The organism is Anatilimnocola aggregata (genome assembly GCF_007747655.1).
Taxonomy (GTDB): Bacteria; Planctomycetota; Planctomycetia; order Pirellulales; family Pirellulaceae; genus Anatilimnocola; species Anatilimnocola aggregata.
In genome coordinates this window covers 8,446,312-8,465,798 of the sequence record NZ_CP036274.1, presented here as the reverse complement: position 1 = coordinate 8,465,798, position 19,487 = coordinate 8,446,312, and the positions used below count along the sequence as shown (strand labels likewise).

Genomic DNA, 19,487 nt, shown 5'->3' with positions numbered 1-19,487 from the left:
CAAGAGATAGATTCGTTACAACCGGGAGGAGTATTTCGCGGGGCGGATTTCAGGGACTAGCCGTATTAGCATCATCAGAGACTAGCCGTATTAGCATCAAAGGAGTGACAATAAACACGTCTTGGGCATCGCCCGAGGTAGTGAGCAAGCCAGACTTGCACGTCCTGCCAGGGAGGAATGATGGAGCGCCACTTCAAACTAAGACGGTAGCATATGTCTAACGCCTACGAGCAACTCTTGTCCTTGGTAAAGCCTCCTGCAGTACCCGTTAACTGTGGATCGCACGATCAGTTGGAAGTCATCGAGGGACGACTTGGAATGAGGCTTCCAACTGATTTCAAACTCTTGATCGATACCTACGGCAGCGGTACCTGGAGTGAAGAGTTTTGGATTCTCAATCCGCACTCTACCGAGGATGCTCTTTGGTGGTTCGACGAGCAGGATCTGTTTTTGAAATCCCTTCGCGAATGGCCATGGACCGATCCGGAAGACAATCCGTATCCCGTTTGGCCCGAACCCAATGGTCTCCTAATATGGGGTGGTCAGACGAACGGCGGATACATGTGCTGGCAGACGACTGGTCACCCTGATCAATGGCCAACGGTCTACGCTTTGGATCGTACTCCGGAGTATTTTCAGTTTGAGCAGCCCTGCACTAGATTCCTGCTTTCGCTACTGACGCGAACTGATCGAATGGTGGAGCATTTCGATTTTCTGATTCGTCCGGGAAGAATGCCGTTTATACCGAAAAATCCAAGCTAGGTTCACGGTGATTTAATGCAGTTCCTTCGTGGCGAATCTTGACATGGCACTCCCCCTTGGAATGGCCGGGTTGGCGGAAGCTGCCGAGTTGATTGCGATCGCATTGGCCTATGGCGGCCTGTTGATTGCTGCGGTTGCGGTGGTGACCGGCTGGTTCGCGCACTCACGGATTGCGGTGGGAATTGCTTTCGTACTGCTGGTTGTAATTGCAATCTTGTTTAGCCCGTGGAACGCATTTCAGACGGTTTCGTCGACCGACCCCGATGTGCTCGAGTGGGTTGCAGACTGGCAAACGTTCTTTGTACTGTGGGTCGTCGGCTCGATTGCTTGCGTAGTCGCGGCGGTTCGCGTGTTCTGCTTTCCAGCGGGGATAGTTCAACCGCCACCGCCAGTGACGCCTGAACCACAATTCCGGCCCGGATTTCGGGTTTCGCTGACGGATGGGCTGGTCATCGCCATCAGCCTGCTCGGCGCAATATTACTGGGTTCGATTGTTTGGCAAATCGGATTTGTAATCGCGTTCGTCGTCGCGCACTTTTTTCTGTTCTGCAACACCTTTCGCATTGCTCGCAACTTGGAGCTGATGTGGGGAGTCGTGTTTACTTCGCTTACCTACGCCACCATCACTTTTGGCCGTCCCTCCTGGGTTATTACGGCGGCAATCTCATTGGTAGTGACCGCGGGTGTGATCGCTTGGGCAATGAGCAGGCCTTCGTACCATGGCCTGTTCTGGCGACAAATCAATCCGAAGTTGCTGGCTTGGTGGTCTGCCAATCGTCCTGAGAGACAGTCATGAATGCAGACATCTGGAACGTCCTTCACGATGGTCCCATCGTCAGCCTGACGGGGAGTATTCCTGGGGACGTTCGATTTGCTGTCGCCATTGGCTACCTGCGCAAGCGATTTCCTGACCCGGGCGAGTGCATTCTGCTAACACTGCACGGCTGCACAGCGCTGAGTTATCTGGTGTGGGAAACCAACGAAGTCCTCACCGACCTGGTTGCTATAGCGGCCGCTGAGCCCGAGATTCTGAGTGCCGACGAACCGACGACCGTTGTCTGCAACGGCGGTACGTTGCAAGTGCAGGCATCAGGTTTTTCGCTGGCGCTCGATAGCGGCCGCGCAATTACGATCGACGACCTGTTTGCCGTAGCCGCTGCCTACTGGACGGAGTTTGAGAATCGCTCGCAGCGGAGACGGGCGGAGTAAGGCAGCCGACCAATGATTCGCTATGCTGAATGCTGGTGAGCGAAGTTCGTTCGAGGCACGAGGAGAGGTTCCGATGACGTTGTTGAAGTCTCGTCCGGCGAGAGGCAGCAAGCAGAATGCCAGGCAGATCAAGCGGAATGCACAGCCCGCGGTTGAGCCGGAACGCTGCACTGTGTTTTCGACGGAACTGGGTTGGATTCTGGTCAGTTGGCAAGGGGACGCGCTCACACTGATCTCGTTTGGGCATGCGTCGCCGGCAGCAGCAGCCCAGCGCGGCACGACGGAGCCCGTCGAGGCGGACGAAGCACCCAAATGGATCAAACAACTGAGCGGGCAGATTCAGCGCTTCTCGCAAGGCAAGCAAGTCGACTGGGGCAAAGTGCCGCTGCAGTGGCCGTCGCGCACGGCGTTTCAACAGAAAGTGCAAGAGGCATGTCGCCAGATTCCACGCGGTCAGGTTCGCAGCTATGGTGAATTAGCCGCGGCCGTGGGTGCCCCGGGTGCCGCCCGCGCAGTCGGCAGCGTGATGCGGACCAATCGCTTCCCACTCATTATTCCCTGCCATCGCGTCGTCGCTTCGGGCGGCAATCTCGGCGGCTTCTCTTGCCCGCAAGGAATTGATGTGAAACAAAAGCTGCTGGCGCTGGAAGGCGTGCAATTGAGGACGAAGGGTAAGTAGCAAGTTGGCAGCACGTTCCAAAACAGCACGCCAAAATTTCCACAGCACTTACTTGACAAGTAGTCAGTAAGTGTTCATAATTATCTTGACTGTCTTGACTGTCTTGACTGTCTTGACTGTCTTGACTGTCTTGACTGTCTTGACTGTCTTGACTGTCTTGACTGTCTTGACTGTCTTGACTGTCTTGACTGTCTTGACTGTCTTGACTGTCTTGACTGTCTTGACTGTCTTGACTGTCTTGACTGTCTTGACTGTCTTGACTGTCTTGACTGTCTTGACTGTCTTGACTGTCTTGACTGTCTTGACTGTCTTGACTGTCTTGACTGTCTTGACTGTCTTGACTGTCTTGACTGTCTTGACTGTCTTGACTGTCTTGACTGTCTTGACTGTCTTGACTGTCTTGACTGTCTTGACTGTCTTGACTGTCTTGACTGTCTTGACTGTCTTGACTGTCTTGACTGTCTTGACTGTCTTGACTGTCTTGACTGTCTTGACTGTCTTGACTGTCTTGACTGTCTTGACTGTCTTGACTGTCTTGACTGTCTTGACTGTCTTGACTGTCTTGACTGTCTTGACTGTCTTGACTGTCTTGGTCGACTGTCTTGACTGTCTTGACTGTCTTGACTGTCTTGACTGTCTTGACTGTCTTGACTGTCTTGACTGTCTTGACTGTCTTGACTGTCTTGACTGTCTTGACTGTCTTGACTGTCTTGACTGTCTTGACTGTCTTGACTGTCTTGACTGTCTTGACTGTCTTGACTGTCTTGACTGTCTTGACTGTCTTGACTGTCTTGACTGTCTTGACTGTCTTGACTGTCTTGACTGTCTTGACTGTCTTGACTGTCTTGACTGTCTTGACTGTCTTGACTGTCTTGACTGTCTTGACTGTCTTGACTGTCTTGACTGTCTTGACTGTCTTGACTGTCTTGACTGTCTTGACTGTCTTGACTGTCTTGACTGTCTTGGACTGTCTTGACTGTCTTGACTGTCTTGACTGTCTTGACTGTCTTGACTGTCTTGACTGTCTTGACTGTCTTGACTGTCTTGACTGTCTTGACTGTCTTGACTGTCTTGACTGTCTTGACTGTCTTGACTGTCTTGACTGTCTTGACTGTCTTGACTGTCTTGACTGTCTTGACTGTCTTGACTGTCTTGACTGTCTTGACTGTCTTGACTGTCTTGACTGTCTTGACTGTCTTGACTGTCTTGACTGTCTTGACTGTCTTGACTGTCTTGACTGTCTTGACTGTCTTGACTGTCTTGACTGTCTTGACTGTCTTTGACTGTCTTGACTGTCTTGACTGTCTTGACTGTCTTGACTGTCTTGACTGTCTTGACTGTCTTGACTGTCTTGACTGTCTTGACTGTCTTGACTGTCTTGACTGTCTTGGGTGCGCGGCGGGAATTGTGCGCGCCGTCGCTAGGAACTGTTTCTTGGCCGTCTGGGGAATTCACTAGTCGCCGGGAAACGCACCGCGGAGGTTTATCAACAAATAGGATGAATTCAGGTTCGCAAAGTTAGACGCAATTCGTTGCCACGAAATGGCTTAACTGCGATGCACGCAAAAGGGGGGTGTTGATAAACCGGTGGCTGCGATGGTGCCACCGCTGGCGAGTGTCGTGGCTGGCAACGGGGACAAGCGGGTTGGTTGCTCAAAACGCGTCGCGTGCCGGACGATCTGCCGGTAAATTGTTGGCGACGATGCCGCGATATGCGACGCTGGACCTTCCCACCGAATACGGCCCCCCGCGAGAGCAGCCATGAAATTCAATCCAGAAGTCGTAGAACATTGTCGGCGGCAGTTTCCGGCCCTTTCGCGGCGGGTGGGCGATTTGCCCGCAATGTTTCTGGATGGCCCAGCGGGGACGCAGGTGCCGCAGCGCGTGATCGATGCCATCGGCAATTACCTGGCCCACAACAACGCCAATCATGGCGGGCTGTTTGCCACGGCCCGCGATAGTGACCGCCTGCTCGACGAAGTCCAGCGGGCGGCTGCTGATTTTCTCGGTGCCGACGATCCCGAAACGATCTACTTTGGTCAGAACATGACCTCGCTGACGTTCGCGCTCTCGCGGGCGTTAGCGAAAACGTGGAAGCCCGGCGACGAGATTATCGTCACGCGTTTGGATCACGATGCCAACGTCACTCCGTGGGTGCTGGCGGCCAAAGACGCCGGCGCGACGGTTCACTACATCGGGCTGAAGCACGACGACTGTACGCTCGACCTGGAACAGTTTCGCCAAACGATTAACTCGCGCACGAAGCTCGTTGCCGTCGGGTGTGCCAGCAACGCGACCGGTGGCGTGAACCCGGTGCGGGACATTTCCTCGTGGGCTCATCAAGCTGGAGCGCTGGTGTTTCTCGATGCGGTCCATTATGCGCCGCATCGGCTGATCGACGTGCAAGCGCTGGGGGGTGATTTTCTCGCTTGTTCCGCCTACAAGTTTTTTGGTCCGCACACGGGACTGATGTGGGGTAAGCGCGAATTGCTCCAGAAGCTGACTGCTTATAAAGTTCGTCCCGCGCCCGACACGCTGCCCGGCAAATGGATGACCGGGACGCAGAGCCATGAATCGCTCGCGGGGGTGCTTGGGTGCATCGATTATCTGGCCGATCTGGGGCACATGGTGGCCGGCAGCGATACGCTCGATCGCCGCGCGGCCTTGCGCGAAGCCTATGAAGCCATTGAAGAATACGAACGAAAGATGTGCGAGCGGTTAATGCACGGGCTGTCGCAGATCAGCGAGATCAAGGTCTGGGGGATCACCAACCCGACTCAATTCGACAAGCGCGTCGCGACGGTATCGATCACGCACGATCGCTACAACTCGGCGGAGTTGGCCGAGCGGTTGGGTCGCTACGGTATCTTCTCGTGGCACGGCAACTATTACGCACTGCAGTTGAGCGAAACGCTCGGCCGCGAACCTGCAGGGATGCTCCGCATCGGGCTCGTCCATTACAACACGACTGGCGAAGTCGACCGGCTGCTGCGGGCACTGGAAGAGGTTTGAGCGCGGGCGGTCGGCAGTAGACGGAACTTACTGAGGCAAGTTATGGTGAAGTGCTGGCGACAAAGTCTCTCCCCCTGAATTAGTTTTTCGCGATAGGTGAAGCATGTTGGTACGGCGTTCGTTGTTCAGCTTGGTTGCTCTGCTGTTGTGTGCCTGCACGTTCACTGCACTAGCGCAGGAAAAGAAGATCGAAGAGACGGGCGAATGGATTCAGCTGTTCAACGGCAAGAACCTGGAAGGGTGGACGCCGAAGATTCGTTACCACGAATTGGGCGAGAACTGGAACGATACGTTTCGCGTGGAAGACGGCCTGCTGAAAGTAAGCTACGACAAGTACGACAAGTTCAACGAGACGTTCGGTCACTTGTTTTACAAAACGCCGTTTTCGAACTATGTGTTGCGGCTGGAGTATCGTTTTGTCGGCCAGCAATGTGCCGGCGGACCGGGGTGGGCGGTGCGGAACAGCGGCGCGATGATTCACGGCGAAATGCCGGAGACCATGAGCAAGGATCAGGATTTTCCCGCGTCGATCGAAGTGCAATTGCTCGGCGGCAACGGCAAAGATCCGCGGACCAACGCCAACCTTTGTACGCCTGGAACGAACGTAGTGATGAAGGGGGAACTTGTAACGCGGCACTGCACGAACTCGACCTCCGAGACGTTTCACGGTGATCAGTGGGTGACGGTCGAAATCAGAGTGTTGGGGAATAAAGCGATTCTGCACAAGATCAATGATAAGACGGTGCTCAGCTACACCGAGCCGCAACTCGACGAGCGCGACGCCCATGCGAAAATGCTCGCTGAGAAGGCAGGGACCAAGCAACTGAGCGGCGGCAGCATTTCGCTGCAATCGGAAAGTCACCCGATTGAGTTCCGCAAAGTCGAACTCAAACTACTAAAGACGGAATAGAACATGTTCACTCCTGCCCGAATTTCGCGTCGCGAAGCCGTTGGTACCTTGGCCGCAGCGGGAGGCGCCGCGATGCTCGGTTCGTTGCCGGTGAGTGCTATCGCTGATGAGAAGTTCAGTGAGCATCCGCTGATTGATGCTCACTCGCACGTCTGGTCCCCCGATACCGACAAGTGGCCGCTGGCAGGTGGCAAAACGAAGGCTGATCTCGATCCGCCGAGCTTCACGCCCGAAGAACTTCTCAAGCTGGCTCACCCTGAACGGGTTGGCCGCGTGGTGTTGATTCAGCATCACACCTATCACAGCTGGGACAATAGCTACTTGATTGATTGTGCCGCGCGTATGCCCGGCACATTTGCCGTGACCGGCATGCTGGACGATACGCAGGCCAATCCCGCACAGCAGATGCGCCCATTGCTGGAGAAGCGCGTGCGCGGCTTTCGGATTACGTCGTGGCTTCGCAAAGAGAAATGGCTCAGTGGCGATGGCATGGCGGCGATGTGGCGTACCGGAGCCGAAACCGGTCAGGCCATGTGCTGCTTGATTAATCCCGAAGACTTGCCCGGTGTAGATGCCATATGCGCGAAACATCCGGACACGACTGTGGTCATCGATCACTTTGCGCGGATTGGCGTCGATGGTGAAATCCGCTCGGCCGATTTGAAGAACCTGCTCGCACTCGCCAAACATAAACGAGTGAACGTGAAGCTTTCGGCTTACTACGCGCTCGGTAAGAAGCAGGAGCCATACGAAGACTTGCTGCCGATGATTCGTCAGGTCCTAACGGCCTTTGGCCCCGACCGCTGTATGTGGGCCAGCGATGCGCCATACCAGGTGGTGAAGGGACACACCTACGGAGCTTCGATTGCACTGCTGCGCGATCGTGCGGGGCTATCGGCGGGGGACAAAGAGCACCTTTTCCGCAAGACGGCCGAACGGATCTATTTTTCGTAAGTCAATTATTCGGTCACGCCGTATGGCTGCCAGGCTGCGGGAAGGGGAGCCACGAACTTCAGCGGTTGCTTAGTGACAGGATGGGCGATCGTCAGTTCCCGAGCATGCAGGGCGATGCCATCGGCGAAGGGCTGACCACTGCCGTATTTTCGATCGCCGAGAATGGGGGCACCAACCGCGGACAGCTGCAAACGAATCTGATGCTTGCGACCGGTGAGCAACTCAATTTCCAGTAGCTCTCCCGCAGGTAGCTTTGCCAGCATGCGAAAGTTCATTTTGGCTTCCTGCGCTCCGGGGGACTGGGGGGCGGCGATGACCATTTTCTGCTGGCGCTCGTCCTTGGCGACCCAGTGAATTAGCTGACCGGACTTGCCCCGTGGAGTTCGCTCGACAATTGCCCAATAGAGCTTGCTCGTTTCGCGTTCGCGGAATTGCTCCGACAACCGCGCTGCGGCCTTGCTGGTGCGGGCGAAGACGAGCACCCCGCTAACGGTAGCATCGATCCGGCTGACCACGCCCAGATAGACATTTCCCGGCTTGTTATACTTCTGCTTGAGGTAGGCCTTGGCCTGCCGCGCGACGCTGGGTTCGTCTTCGGTGACTCCCATCGTCGCGATGCCAGCCCGTTTGTTGACTACCAGTAGATGGTTGTCTTCGTACAGGACGACGAGTTTTGGTAGTGCAGGTCCCGATGGCATGTTTAAGAATTGAAACAGTAAAGAAATTGAAACACGCTGGAAATTAAGTCTCGGCCGTGATGATACAAATCCTCATATAATCCAACTTGCTATGCCTAAGCTCATCCTCGCCAGTACCTCGCCACGGCGCCGTGACCTGCTGACGCAAGCCGGTTACGCGTTTGAGGTTATCGCCCCGCACGACTCCGCCGAGTGCGGCATTTGCAGTCGTGAAACGCCGCCGGAAATGGTCGCCCGCCTGGCCTATCAGAAGGGCCTGGACGTCGCCATCCGCACGCAGCAAGGTTTGATTGTAGCCTGCGACACAGTCGCCGAGTGTTGCGGACATATTCTCGGCAAGCCAAAAAATCGCGATCATGCCCGAGAAATGCTGCAATTGATGTCCGGCCGCGAGCACCGCGTGTACAGCGGCCTTTGCGTCTGGCCTCGCCCGGGAACCGAGCACCACGTGCAGGTCGATGTTACTCGACTGGTGATGGATCCCATTTCCGCCGCCGACTTAGAGGCTTATTTGGCGACCGACGCCTGGGAAGGAAAAGCTGGGGCCTTCGGCTATCAGGACGGGCTCGACTGGGTGCACATCGTCGAGGGAAGTGAATCGAATGTGGTGGGTCTCCCCCTCGCATTACTGGCGAAAATGCTGGCTGATATTCCAGAGACTTCGTTTTGAGAAGACTGATAATCTCTCGGTGCGGGAAAAACACGAAAATTTATGATTCGATGTATGGCAGATTGTTTACCGCCCCACTAGAATGCCCCACGTCTTGATGAAGTTGTAGTGAAGATTTGCTGCAACGGGATGGAGTGTAGTCGCCGTCAGAAATATTCAGATGGCAGCGGATTGCCACAGCGGGTAAGCCAATCATGGCGGAGATCGATTCTAGCACGCCGTTTCTCCAGAGCTTTTCTGGTCGCGTGCGTTTATTCCCGCTCCCCAATCTCGTTCTGTTTCCGCATACCGTGCAGTCGCTGCATATCTTCGAACCTCGCTATGTCGAGATGGTCGAAGAGTCGCTCGCCGGGGATCAACTGCTGGCTCCCGTCTGGCTGCAGCCAGGCTGGGAACGATCCTACGATGGTCGGCCTCCCGTCGCGCCAGTAGCTTGCCTCGGACGCATTATCTCGCATCATCGCTTGCCCGACGGTCGGATTAATCTGCTGTTGCAAGGTATGCGCCGGGCGGCCATTCGCCGCGAACTGCCTGCGACGCGCGCTTTCCGGCAAGCCGAGGTCGATTTGCTCGACGACTTTTATCCGTCGTCTGGTTCTGCCCGCAGGCACCAAATGCAGCAAGCGCTGATCGACTTGACGCGCGATTTATTGCCGAACCGGGATGTGCTCAACGAACAATTCGATGAACTGCTGGCTAGTCCCGGTTCTTTAGGGCTGATGACCGATGTCTTTGCCTTCGGACTCAGCCTCTCGCTGGCGGTCAAGCAACAGTTGCTTGCGGATTGGAATGTCGACCGTCGCGCAAGGGTGCTGATTGAGAAGTTGAAGGCGATTCAACTTGCTTCGCCCCTGGTGGGCCCACCCTTCTTGCCGCCGTTCAGCTTAAATTAAGACCGGCCTTCTTAGCCCCTTTCACGGGTCCGCTTCGTTACAATCAACGGCAATGTTGGTGTAATTTCTGTGAAGCCAGTGACTGTCAGGGTGAAGTATGCAGCCTGTTTCTCGCGAAGTGGTGCTCGAACAATTGAAGTGGCGCTATGCGACGAAGAAGTTCGATCCAAATCGCAAGATCAGTGCCGAAGATTGGCAAGTCCTTGCCGAGTCGCTGGTGCTGACACCTTCTTCGTTTGGCCTGCAGCCCTGGAAATTCTGGGTGGTGACGAATCCTGAACTTAAAGCCCAGTTGCTGCCGCTTTCGTGGAATCAGTCGCAGATTGTCGACGGCTCGCACGTGGTGGTGTTTACCGCGCGGAAGGATCTGCACGCTGGCGATATAGATCGCTATCTCGCGCGGATCAGTGAAGTTCGCGGCGTGCCGGTCGAGAAATTGGCGGGCTTTCGCAAAACGATGATCGGCGCACTGGTGCCGCCTCCCGCGGGCTTCGATATCAATCACTGGGCATCGAATCAGGCTTACATTGCTCTTGGCAGTTTCATGACGACCGCCGCAGTAATGGGAATTGATGCGTGCCCCATGGAAGGGATTCAGCCGGCCAGGTACGACGAGTTGCTCGGGATTGCCGAGCACGGCTACAAGACCGTAGTGGCCTGTGTGGCCGGGTATCGACATGCCGAAGACAAGTATGCCGCCACGCCCAAGGTGCGTTTTGCCGCGACCGACGTGATTGTGGAATTGTAGAGCGCTCTGTCTATTTCAGTTCCTTGGTGAGCCAGTCGTACACCTGCTTGCGCACATCATCTGGAAAGTCGTGAGCGCAGTCGGGATAGATGGCTTGCAGCTTGGAATTAGCGCCGAGCAATTCGTACACACGGCCAGCTGACGTCATCACTTTGCGGACCCCGGCATTGTCGAAGTTGGCATCGTGCAGCGGGGCGGCGACGAAGACCGACCGCGGTGCGATCGCGGCTAGCACCTCGTGAAAGTCGAAGGGCATTTTGTCGGGATTGTTTTCGTATGCGTCGCGAATTCGCGGCATGTAGCGATCGCTCGTCCAGCCCGCGAGTTTGCCACCGTAGTAGTCGTGAAAGCCCGTAAATCCACAACTGGTCACGACGGCTCTGAGTCGTGGTTCGAAGACCGCCGTGTACAGTGCGTTATGCCCGCCCAATGAATGACCGATTGCGCCGATTCGCTCGCCGTCTACATAGCCGAGTGACTCCAGCAAGTCGACCGCGCGGATGTTCGTCCAGATCGCCTTCATTGTGCCGCTGACATAGAGCGGCTTGTCGCTCCCTGGCTGCTTCTGGTGAAAATCGTAATCCACGTAATCCCCAAAGCTGGGATAGTCCGGTACCACGCAGACAAAGCCATGCTGGGCCAGTTGATGACCGTAATGACGTGTCGGTAACCCGACGAAACCAACCGTCTGCAGCTTGCCATCTTTGTTGGTGGGATGCAGGCAGAGCATCGCTGGCAGAGGCTTTCCTTGGCCATCGACCAAGCTGCCGTGAAGGGAATTGGCGTTCAGTTTTACACTTTTGGGCACCAACAGATACGCCGGCGTGCGGTCGCCCGGTTCAGACGCGTAAGTCAGTTTCACGCGAGTGTAATCGGGCGTCACCTCCATACTGATGATTTTTACGTCGAGGGGAATACGGCGATCAGGTGTCGGTAAGGGGCCCATCGCCTTTTCCATGCCGGTTTGAATCTCAGCTTTCCGCGATGCCCATTCCTGCGGAGTCTTGATAACTTGAGATTGGCCCGTCGTGTCTTTCCATTGAAGTGGCTGTTGATGATTGAACTCGGGCGAGGACAACTCGACACTGAACAAGGCTTCTTCGCCGGGCAAATTCTCCAACAGATAAAAACCACTCCGATCACCGGTCACGATATCCAAATCACCATCGCCATCGATGTCGACAATCTTGGGATCGAGTCCAAAGGCGACGTCATCTCCGTCATGAATAACTGTTCGCTGCCACGAACGTGTCTTCGGCAGAAACCGATAAGAGTAAATCCCCCGCGCATCGTATTCTCCGGGGTCTTTCCCTTCGTGCCCCAAGTAGCGTTTGCCGGCGATCAGTTCGGTTTGCTTGTCACCATCCAGGTCGGCCAGCAGCAAACTGTGGAACTGCGAATGCTCGGTATCGATCGCATGCTTCTGCCATTCGCGTTTGCCATCGATCAGCTGCTGTTCGTGCCAATACAAACCAAAGCGATGACCGCGGGCCCAAATCAGGTCAGCGTCGCCATCGGCGTCAACGTCGTGAACCAAGACGGGAATGCTCGCATCGCGCGTGAGTGTGAACTCCGGATGCCAGAGCCAGCGATCTTTCACGCGATCAGCGGGCGCTTCTAGCCAGCCATTGGGGCCGACCAGATCGAGCCGCTTGTCGCCGTTGATATCTCCGACGCCGATACCATGACCGGCCAATTCAATGGGCAAGTCATGCTTCAGGAACTTGCCGCCGTCGAATTCATACCAGCAAGCGAAGCCGATGCAGTTGGGGACAATGTCCGGATCGCCGTCCCCATCGAGATCAGCCAGCCTGCCGGTTTCCATCGGCCCCGGAGTATCGATCTGCCGCTTGGTCCAGGATGTTGCGGGCTTCGTCTTAATCACTTCGCCCGGATGTTCGACCCAGAACAGGCTCTTGCTGCGGTAGTTCACGCTGATTATGTCGGTCCAGCCATCGCCGTTCACATCAAGCGGTAAGTTCGAGTAGTCATCAAAACGGCCGCGGATGACTTCCACCTCGCGCAAGAAGTGCTTCTTCCACGTCGGTGCTTCGAACCAGTATCCACCGTTAATCAGATCGATCTTCCCGTCCCCATTCACATCGAAGGCCGCACACGCCGGATACTCGGCCTTCGCGTCGATCGCGTGGAGCTTCCAACCGGGTTCGGCGGCTGAGAGAAACGGTGCTGAGACCACCGCAAACAAGGCACTAAGAACGAGCCGAGCGAAATACGAAGACGTCATGAACTCTTCCTCTAATCGAGAGAAGGGCCCGCGGTGTCAGCTGAGAAATTGCTCGACGAAGTCCAAAATTGCACATCACCCTCGCTGACGCGTCGGGCTACCTGGATGGGCAAATTAGACCATAATCCCCGTGATCGCGTCTCCCTTGGAGAGCGCGAAGGGGCGGCCGACCTGGTCGTGTTCTTCGCGGTGCGGGTCGATGCCGAGCAGGTGATAAATGGTGGCCACGAAGTCGGCGGGAGTCGTGGGAGACTCAGCGGGGTAGGCACCAATCTTGTCGCTCTTGCCGTAGACCATGCCGGGCTTGATGCCGGCGCCTGCGAACAGCACCGTGTAGACGTCAGGCCAATGTTCGCGGCCGGCATTCTTCAGCGTAACCTTGGGCGAGCGGCCGAATTCGCCAGCGACAATCACCAGCGTTTCGTCGAGTTCGCCCGTCTTCTTCAGGTCGGTCATCAGCGCATGGAACGCAAGATCGAACGGTGGAATCAACTCTTCTTTCAGCGCGGAGAAGTTGTTCCAGTGCGTGTCCCAGGCAAAGCCATTCGAACCCTGCGTCCGTTGCCAGTTGCATTGCACCAGGCGAGTGCCAGCCTGCAGCAGGCGGCGGCCGAGAAACACCGACTGGCCAAACAGATTGCGACCGTAACGCTCGCGGTCCGCAGCGTCGGCAGAAGAGAGGTCGACAGCTTTGCGTACCGCGTCCGAACTCACGACATCCAGCGCGCGAGCCTGATTGGCTCGCAAAGCATGAGCCTGTGCGCTGTTGTGGAGAGATTCCAGTTGAGTATCAAGCTGATCGACGAGCTTCAGCCGGCGACGGGCGACCTCGGCGGGCAAGTTGGGCGCGAGTGGAATTTGCTCCAGCTTGTAATCGTCGGCATTGGGATCGCCGCCGGGGAGCAGCGGATCGTACTTGGAGCCGAGCATGCCCGCGAATTGGCCAACGCGCCGGCCGCCGGCGACATCCATCCGATGTGGAACCAGGGCGAACGGGAGGAGCGACTTGTTCGGTGCAATCTTGGCAATACACGAGCCCAGGTGCGGCATGTCTTGCCGGGTCATGTTGTCTGCTTCGGGAACGCCACCTAAAAACGGATAACCCGTGAACATCCAATACGAACCACGGGCATGATCGCTGTGAGTGTGATGCATCGAGCGAACAAGCGCCACTTCGTGCATCCACTTCGAAGTGAGGGGAAGATGCTCGCCAATGCGATAGCCGCCATTCGACGACTGGATCGTGCTGAACTCGCCTCGAATGTCCGAGGGAGCATCGGGCTTTGGGTCGAACATGTCGTGCTGCGGCGGGCCACCCGACAGATAGAGCATGATGCAGCGTTTGGCGGCACCAAACGACTTGGGCTGGCCAGCGGCTCGTGCCGACGGTTGGCCGCCTAGCAATTGCGGCAGGCCAATGCCGCCCGCAAGCATGCCGCCGATGCGGAGCATTTCGCGCCGACTAGGGTGTTCTCCGGCGTACGCAGCAGGGCCGATCAGGCGAAGCATAAGGAGAGTCCTTGGGGTCGGAAAACTGGGCAGGTGGGCGGGCAATGGGGCGGGATACAAACGGTAGCAAGATTCAACGTGACATCTATTACCACCGCTTGATATATTGACGGTAACGAAACTATCGGCAACCCGCAAGATTTATCTGCAAGGAAGCCGGAAACTTCGTCCCGCCTCACAACCTTTCCCTCCTGGTGCAATCGATGCTGCCTCGCAAGCCGCAGCCGTCGCCGACTCGCCTCGTCCCGAGCCTGTTTCTTGGCCTGATCTGGTTCCTGGGAACTGTGTTTCTAAGAGTTGGCAGTTCCCAAGCTGAGCCGTTCATCGAGCATTTGGAACCGCCGGCCCTGACTCGGGGCGGCACGAACCGGCTCACCCTCGTCGGCAGCGAATTGGACCGGGCCCAGCAGTTGTGGATGTCGCTCCCCGCGAAGTTCTTTCAAATCAAGCCGCTGGAAAGCTCGTCTGACAAGACAGTCGTCGAAGTTGTCATTTCGCCCGATTGCCCACTCGGTTTGTATGGACTCAGGCTCGCGACCGAAGATGGCCTGAGTAATCTGCACCTGTTCGTGATCGACGAACTAACCCCGACTCGCCTCGGCGATAGTCCACTTAAAAAATTCCCCGCGGCCATTGAAGGAGATCTCGTCGCTGCTGAAGTAGATCGTATTCCGCTGGAAGTTGTCGCGGGACAGACGCTGTCGTTCGATATCCTCGGCAGTCGTCTTGGCACCGATGCCGATCCGCTGCTGACGCTGGTGAATGCTGACGGCAAACGCGTGCTGCAGCGGGATAATTCCCCGGGCCTGTTTTACGACTGTCAGTTTTCTCACACGTTCGCGACCGCGGGCCGCTATACGCTGGAAGTGCGCGACAGCCGTTATCTTGGCTCGCCTCACTGGCGCTATTGGCTGCGGATCGGCAATTTCCCGGCCGGGCGAGTTTCGCTGCCATCAACATTGCTTCCCGGCATACTGACCAAACTCGAACTGCCCGAACTGCCCGGCAGCCAGTTCGAAGTTCAACTTCCAGCCGACCAGCCAGCGGCGGGGACTTTCGTCACACTGAAAAGTAAGCCCGATCAAACGGCCACTTGGCTCCCGCTGCTATGTTCGACCATCCCGGCCGCGATCGAAAGCGAGCCCAACGATACGCGAGATTCCCCCACGCACATCACTGCAGTGCCGGCGAGCGCCCAAGGAGTGCTCAGTCAGCGCGGCGATGTCGACTGCTTCTCGCTCTATCTGACGAAGGGGCAAAAGTTGACCTTTCGCGCTGAGACCATGCCATTGCAGTCGGCTGCTGACCTGGAGTTGTTGCTGATCGATCGAACCGGCCGCGAAGTGCAACGCATGGATGACGTGACGTTGCCCGGCGGAGCACTCGAAGAAGCGTCTTTCAATTTTAGTGCCAACGACGATGGGCTCTTTATGCTGCAAGTGCGAGACCTGAGTGGCAGCGGCAGCCCAGCCCACGCTTACCGCATTGAAGTTGCCCCCCAGCGACCCAAACTTCAACTGACGTCGGAAATCTCGGCGATCACTGTTCCCCAGCAGTCTTATCAACGGCTGCCGTTCAACGTGGTTCGCACCGACTGCCCAGGACCAGTCGAACTCTCGCTCGTTGGTGCGCCTGCGGGGGTCACGCTGGAGCCCAGCACGATTCCCGAAGGAGCGAACACCGCCGATTGCCGGCTGATCGCCCGCGGCGATGCTCCACTGGGCCTGCACACCTTGCACGTGGTCGCGAAGACAACGGTCAGCAGTCCCATGACCGGTGACAACGAAGTTGTGGCCTACATGGAAGTGAAGCCTCTCGTCGATCACCAACTGGTGAACCCAGACCTGATCAAGCACGCCCTGCGCGAGAACCAGCGCTATCTGCCGGCCAGCGTCACCCGCAGTATTGCCCTGCAAATCACGCCGCCGGTTCCCTTCACCGTCGAACTGGCCGAACCGCAACTCACGCTGCCGCGGTATCTGCAGGCGACGACGACGATCATCACGACGCGGAGCGATAACTTTGCCGCACCCATCTCCTTTACCGTCACCGGCGGACAAGTGGGTGAAGAGCGCCAAGGGCGGAAGCAAGTTTTCGCCCGCATTCCGCAAGCGACAGCCGAACAACTCTCCGTGCCCGCTCTCTTCGTTTCGCGCAGTCTGGCGAATGAACTTACCGAGCGAATCGATCTCAATGCTACGACCAAGCATGGCGACCGGACGATCAGGCTGCATCGGAGTTTTCAACTCGCAGTGAAGCCGGGCTTCGAAGTCACGCTCGATCCGCCACCACCAACCACGTTACCTCCAGGAAGCAAGTTCACCGTCAGGCTGGCGGTGCAGCGACAACCGACGTTCCAAGGCCCGGTCACGATCGAGCCCCAGCGACTCTCGGGCATTCAATTACCTGAGGAATTGGTGATTGCTGCCGAGAATAACTCTGCCGAGTTCGAGGTCAATGTTCCGGAAGACCTTCGTCCCGGCCGTTTTCGCTTCCGCTTTGTCGCCACGGGACAAGTCGGCACTTTTCAGGAAGAGCCCAAGCCCAAAGAGTTCGATCTGGAAGTGAAGGTTCCGCCACCGGAAAAGAAGCCTAAATAAGTATCCAACGAAGTAACTTCAGCCTGTTGACGCGCCCGGGGCTGGGAGTCTTTGGCGAAGAGCGAATCAGCTACGTGGAAAATCCTAGTTCGCCAAAGACTCCCGACCCCTGCAACGTTGCCAATTGAGATGATCCCTATGCGTAGTTTCTTTCTGCTAGTCACCGCTTTGCTGCACGCTGCCAGTGCGACGTTCGCTGCTGAACCCGCAAGGGTGACGATCGTTCCTGTCGACTTCACGCTGGTTGGTCCGCGCGCTCAGCAGCAATTGGTAGTTAGCACGCAGAGCGCGCCCGGTGTTGCGCGATTGGCTGATGCCACGCGTAGTGCCAAGTATGAATCGTCGGACTTGAAAGTTGCGGAAGTGACCGCGGCAGGAATCGTGCATCCCAAGGGGGACGGCACGGCCGTCATCACAGCGACGACGGTGGCGGGCAAAGTGACGGCGAATGTAACGGTCAGCAATTTTACCCTGCCTGTTCCCATCGATTACCGCACCGACGTCATGGCCGCGCTTAGCCGGGCGGGCTGCAGCCAAGGTGCCTGCCATGGTTCTCCACAGGGCAAAGGCGGTTTCCGCCTCAGCCTGCGCGGCTTTGATCCGGCCGGCGACCTGCTCACGCTCACGCGCGAAGCGTCGTTTCGCCGCACTAATCCGCTCGAACCGGAGCAAAGTCTGATCCTGCGCAAGGGCTCGGGGCGCATGCCGCATCAGGGAGGGGTGCGATTTCAGCCGACCGACGTGGCCTATCATGTGCTGCGCGATTGGATCGCCGCTGGTTGTCCCGATTCGACGCAGCCCCGGAAGTTGCTAAGCCTCGAAGTGCTGCCGCCGTCGCGTGTGCTCGATCCGAGCAGTCCGCAGCAACAACTCATTGCCCTGGCCCGGTTCGCAGATGGCAGCGTCGTCGATGTCACGGGGCAAGCCGTCTTCACAGTTCCACACGATCCAGCCGTATCCGTATCAAACGATGGCCTCGTGGAGTTCGCTGCCACCGCCGAAGCCAGCGTTTTGGTCCGCTACCTGGAGCAAGTTCGCAGCGTGCAACTGACCTACGTCGAACACGACTCGCAGTATCAGTTTCGCGGGCCCGCGCCAGCGAACATCGTCGATGAACACATTTTCGCGAAGCAGCGTGCCTTGCAACTTCAGCCCGCGGGACTCTGCACTGACGAAGCCTTCGTGCGGCGAGTTTATCTCGACGTGCTCGGCATTCTGCCCACTCCGGAAGAAGCAAAGCGATTTCTGGATTCACCGGCCCCCGACAAGCGAGACAAGCTGATTGATGAATTGCTGGAGCGGGATGAATTTGCTACCTATTGGGCACTGAAGTGGGCCGATGTGATGCGCGGCAATCGGACGACGATCTCTCTCCGCGGTGTGCACGGCCTGCATCGATACCTGGTCGATCATTTTGCCGCTGACCGCCCCATGACCGATTTGGCGAAAGAAATTCTCACTGCGCGGGGCAACACGTTCGAGAATCCGGCCGCCAGTTTCTATCGCGTGGCTCGCACGCCCGATGAAGCAGCTGAGGGCTTTGGCCAGTTGTTCCTTGGCATACGCATTGGTTGTGCCAAGTGCCACAACCATCCGTTCGAAGCGCTCACTCAAACCGATTACTATGGCCTCGCGGCGTTCTTTTCGCGAGTCAAACTGAAGGGAAAGCAGTTCGGGCTCGACGACGAAGTCGTCTATCTCCAGCGACAAGGAGAAGTTCAGCATCCGCTCACCAAGAAGAACCTCGACCCGGTGGCGTTCGGATACACGCCCGACAAAGTGGCTCCCGAAGATGATCGCCGCCAACCCTTGGCCGATTGGCTCACTGCGCCGGGCAATCGCTACTTCGCTCGCTCGACCGTGAATCGCCTGTGGTACCACCTGCTGGGCCGAGGTATTGTCGAACCGGTCGATGATTTCCGCGATACCAATCCGCCCTCGCATCCGGAACTTCTCGACGCACTGGCGGCCGAATTGGTTCGCAGCGAGTTCAAGATCAAGCCCGTGCTGAAACTGATTCTTCGCTCGCGCACTTACCATCTGCAAGCCGATGGGCCGAAACAGTCGGAGCAGGCTGCGGCCGCAGCTCGCTACTTCACGCAGGCCCACGTGCGGACGATCACCTCGGAGCAATTGCTCGACGCGATTAGCTCGGCCATCGGTGTGCCCGATACCTATCCGGGCTATCCCCTCGGCACGCGGGCCGGTGAACTGGCCGAAGGAGCGGTTGAGAATCATTTTCTGATGGCAACTTCACGACCCATTCGCGATGCAGCCTGCGACTGCGCTCGCGAAGAAGAAACGGATCTCGCTGCCGCAATTCATCTGCTGAACAACCCAAATCTAATCAAGCGATTGGGTGCGCCCGAAGCTCGCGTGGCGAAAGCCTTGGCTGCCAAACAGCCAGCCCGTGAGATTGTCGAGCAGATTTATCTCGCCACCCTGAGCCGGCGACCGAGTGAGCGTGAACACGCGATCGCAGAAAACTATATCAAAGAGGCGGGCGGCGATGAGCCCAAAGCAATGGCGGGCGCCCTGCAAGACATTCAGCACGCGCTGCTCAATGGCAGCGAGTTTCTGCTACGGCATTAGACTACG

Annotated in this window: 15 protein-coding genes; 12 read left to right on the top strand and 3 right to left on the bottom strand. The window is 56.9% G+C overall.

Annotated elements, in window-relative coordinates; translation table 11 throughout:
* The first annotated feature begins 213 nt into the window (after positions 1-213).
* From ETAA8_RS32260 to ETAA8_RS32220, 7 genes are all read left to right on the top strand, one after another.
* Positions 214-762: an SMI1/KNR4 family protein gene (locus ETAA8_RS32260; protein WP_145098916.1), complete on the top strand. Its 549-nt coding sequence runs from the start codon at positions 214-216 to the stop codon at positions 760-762.
* A gap of 43 nt (positions 763-805) precedes the next feature.
* Positions 806-1,558, top strand: coding sequence for a hypothetical protein (locus ETAA8_RS32255; protein ID WP_145098913.1), 753 nt, complete (start codon positions 806-808; stop codon positions 1,556-1,558).
* A complete protein-coding gene (locus ETAA8_RS32250; RefSeq protein ID WP_145098910.1) occupies positions 1,555-1,971 on the top strand; it encodes a hypothetical protein in 417 nt (138 codons plus the stop codon). The genes ETAA8_RS32255 and ETAA8_RS32250 overlap by 4 nt, the downstream gene beginning before the upstream one ends.
* Before the next feature lie 73 nt (positions 1,972-2,044).
* Positions 2,045-2,650 (top strand): methylated-DNA--[protein]-cysteine S-methyltransferase, encoded by a 606-nt coding sequence (locus tag ETAA8_RS32245; RefSeq protein WP_202921403.1) that lies wholly within the window; start codon positions 2,045-2,047, stop codon positions 2,648-2,650.
* Between the two features lie 1,761 nt (positions 2,651-4,411).
* A complete protein-coding gene (locus tag ETAA8_RS32230) occupies positions 4,412-5,662 on the top strand; it encodes a cysteine desulfurase-like protein (RefSeq protein WP_145098905.1) in 1,251 nt (416 codons plus the stop codon).
* Positions 5,663-5,765: 103 nt separating this feature from the next.
* On the top strand, positions 5,766-6,572 hold the full coding sequence (locus ETAA8_RS32225) for a 3-keto-disaccharide hydrolase (RefSeq protein WP_145098902.1): 807 nt from the start codon (positions 5,766-5,768) through the stop codon (positions 6,570-6,572).
* A 3-nt stretch (positions 6,573-6,575) separates the two neighbouring features.
* Positions 6,576-7,526, top strand: coding sequence for an amidohydrolase family protein (locus tag ETAA8_RS32220; protein WP_202921401.1), 951 nt, complete (start codon positions 6,576-6,578; stop codon positions 7,524-7,526).
* Positions 7,527-7,531: 5 nt separating this feature from the next.
* On the opposite strand, the gene ETAA8_RS32215 is transcribed toward ETAA8_RS32220, so the two are convergent.
* Complete coding sequence (locus ETAA8_RS32215) at positions 7,532-8,224, bottom strand: RluA family pseudouridine synthase (protein ID WP_145098898.1); 693 nt, start codon at positions 8,222-8,224, stop codon at positions 7,532-7,534.
* A 91-nt stretch (positions 8,225-8,315) separates the two neighbouring features.
* On the opposite strand from ETAA8_RS32215, the gene ETAA8_RS32210 reads away from it, so the two are divergent.
* The 3 genes from ETAA8_RS32210 to ETAA8_RS32200 all read left to right on the top strand — a co-directional run bounded on the left by ETAA8_RS32210 (position 8,316) and on the right by ETAA8_RS32200 (position 10,535).
* The gene (locus ETAA8_RS32210; RefSeq protein ID WP_238397629.1) at positions 8,316-8,894 is read left to right on the top strand and encodes a Maf family protein; all 579 of its coding nucleotides are present in this window, start codon (positions 8,316-8,318) and stop codon (positions 8,892-8,894) included.
* A 194-nt stretch (positions 8,895-9,088) separates the two neighbouring features.
* Complete coding sequence (locus tag ETAA8_RS32205; protein WP_145098892.1) at positions 9,089-9,787, top strand: LON peptidase substrate-binding domain-containing protein; 699 nt, start codon at positions 9,089-9,091, stop codon at positions 9,785-9,787.
* Between the two features lie 97 nt (positions 9,788-9,884).
* On the top strand, positions 9,885-10,535 hold the full coding sequence (locus ETAA8_RS32200; RefSeq protein WP_145098888.1) for an NAD(P)H-dependent oxidoreductase: 651 nt from the start codon (positions 9,885-9,887) through the stop codon (positions 10,533-10,535).
* A 10-nt stretch (positions 10,536-10,545) separates the two neighbouring features.
* Here ETAA8_RS32200 and ETAA8_RS32195 read toward each other — a convergent pair whose 3' ends face one another.
* Together ETAA8_RS32195 and ETAA8_RS32190 are read right to left on the bottom strand one after the other, a co-directional pair.
* Positions 10,546-12,780: an alpha/beta fold hydrolase gene (locus ETAA8_RS32195; protein WP_145098885.1), complete on the bottom strand. Its 2,235-nt coding sequence runs from the start codon at positions 12,778-12,780 to the stop codon at positions 10,546-10,548.
* Positions 12,781-12,894: 114 nt separating this feature from the next.
* Entirely contained in the window at positions 12,895-14,289 is a 1,395-nt protein-coding gene (locus tag ETAA8_RS32190) for a DUF1501 domain-containing protein (RefSeq protein ID WP_145098882.1), read from the bottom strand.
* A gap of 203 nt (positions 14,290-14,492) precedes the next feature.
* On the opposite strand from ETAA8_RS32190, the gene ETAA8_RS32185 reads away from it, so the two are divergent.
* On the top strand, positions 14,493-16,889 hold the full coding sequence (locus ETAA8_RS32185) for a hypothetical protein (protein ID WP_145098879.1): 2,397 nt from the start codon (positions 14,493-14,495) through the stop codon (positions 16,887-16,889).
* 138 nt (positions 16,890-17,027) lie between these two features.
* Entirely contained in the window at positions 17,028-19,481 is a 2,454-nt protein-coding gene (locus tag ETAA8_RS32180; RefSeq protein WP_202921400.1) for a DUF1549 domain-containing protein, read from the top strand.
* Positions 19,482-19,487: the final 6 nt, after the last annotated feature.

Bases quoted from the DNA above. Each gene is read 5' to 3' on its own strand.
- ETAA8_RS32260 (WP_145098916.1), top strand. From the start codon at position 214: ATGTCTAACGCCTACGAGCAACTCTTGTCCTTGGTAAAGCCTCCTGCA.
- ETAA8_RS32255 (WP_145098913.1), top strand. From the start codon at position 806: ATGGCACTCCCCCTTGGAATGGCCGGGTTGGCGGAAGCTGCCGAGTTG.
- ETAA8_RS32250 (WP_145098910.1), top strand. From the start codon at position 1,555: ATGAATGCAGACATCTGGAACGTCCTTCACGATGGTCCCATCGTCAGC.
- ETAA8_RS32245 (WP_202921403.1), top strand. From the start codon at position 2,045: ATGACGTTGTTGAAGTCTCGTCCGGCGAGAGGCAGCAAGCAGAATGCC.
- ETAA8_RS32230 (WP_145098905.1), top strand. From the start codon at position 4,412: ATGAAATTCAATCCAGAAGTCGTAGAACATTGTCGGCGGCAGTTTCCG.
- ETAA8_RS32225 (WP_145098902.1), top strand. From the start codon at position 5,766: ATGTTGGTACGGCGTTCGTTGTTCAGCTTGGTTGCTCTGCTGTTGTGT.
- ETAA8_RS32220 (WP_202921401.1), top strand. From the start codon at position 6,576: ATGTTCACTCCTGCCCGAATTTCGCGTCGCGAAGCCGTTGGTACCTTG.
- ETAA8_RS32215 (WP_145098898.1), bottom strand. From the start codon at position 8,224: ATGCCATCGGGACCTGCACTACCAAAACTCGTCGTCCTGTACGAAGAC.
- ETAA8_RS32210 (WP_238397629.1), top strand. From the start codon at position 8,316: ATGCCTAAGCTCATCCTCGCCAGTACCTCGCCACGGCGCCGTGACCTG.
- ETAA8_RS32205 (WP_145098892.1), top strand. From the start codon at position 9,089: ATGGCGGAGATCGATTCTAGCACGCCGTTTCTCCAGAGCTTTTCTGGT.
- ETAA8_RS32200 (WP_145098888.1), top strand. From the start codon at position 9,885: ATGCAGCCTGTTTCTCGCGAAGTGGTGCTCGAACAATTGAAGTGGCGC.
- ETAA8_RS32195 (WP_145098885.1), bottom strand. From the start codon at position 12,780: ATGACGTCTTCGTATTTCGCTCGGCTCGTTCTTAGTGCCTTGTTTGCG.
- ETAA8_RS32190 (WP_145098882.1), bottom strand. From the start codon at position 14,289: ATGCTTCGCCTGATCGGCCCTGCTGCGTACGCCGGAGAACACCCTAGT.
- ETAA8_RS32185 (WP_145098879.1), top strand. From the start codon at position 14,493: ATGCTGCCTCGCAAGCCGCAGCCGTCGCCGACTCGCCTCGTCCCGAGC.
- ETAA8_RS32180 (WP_202921400.1), top strand. From the start codon at position 17,028: ATGCGTAGTTTCTTTCTGCTAGTCACCGCTTTGCTGCACGCTGCCAGT.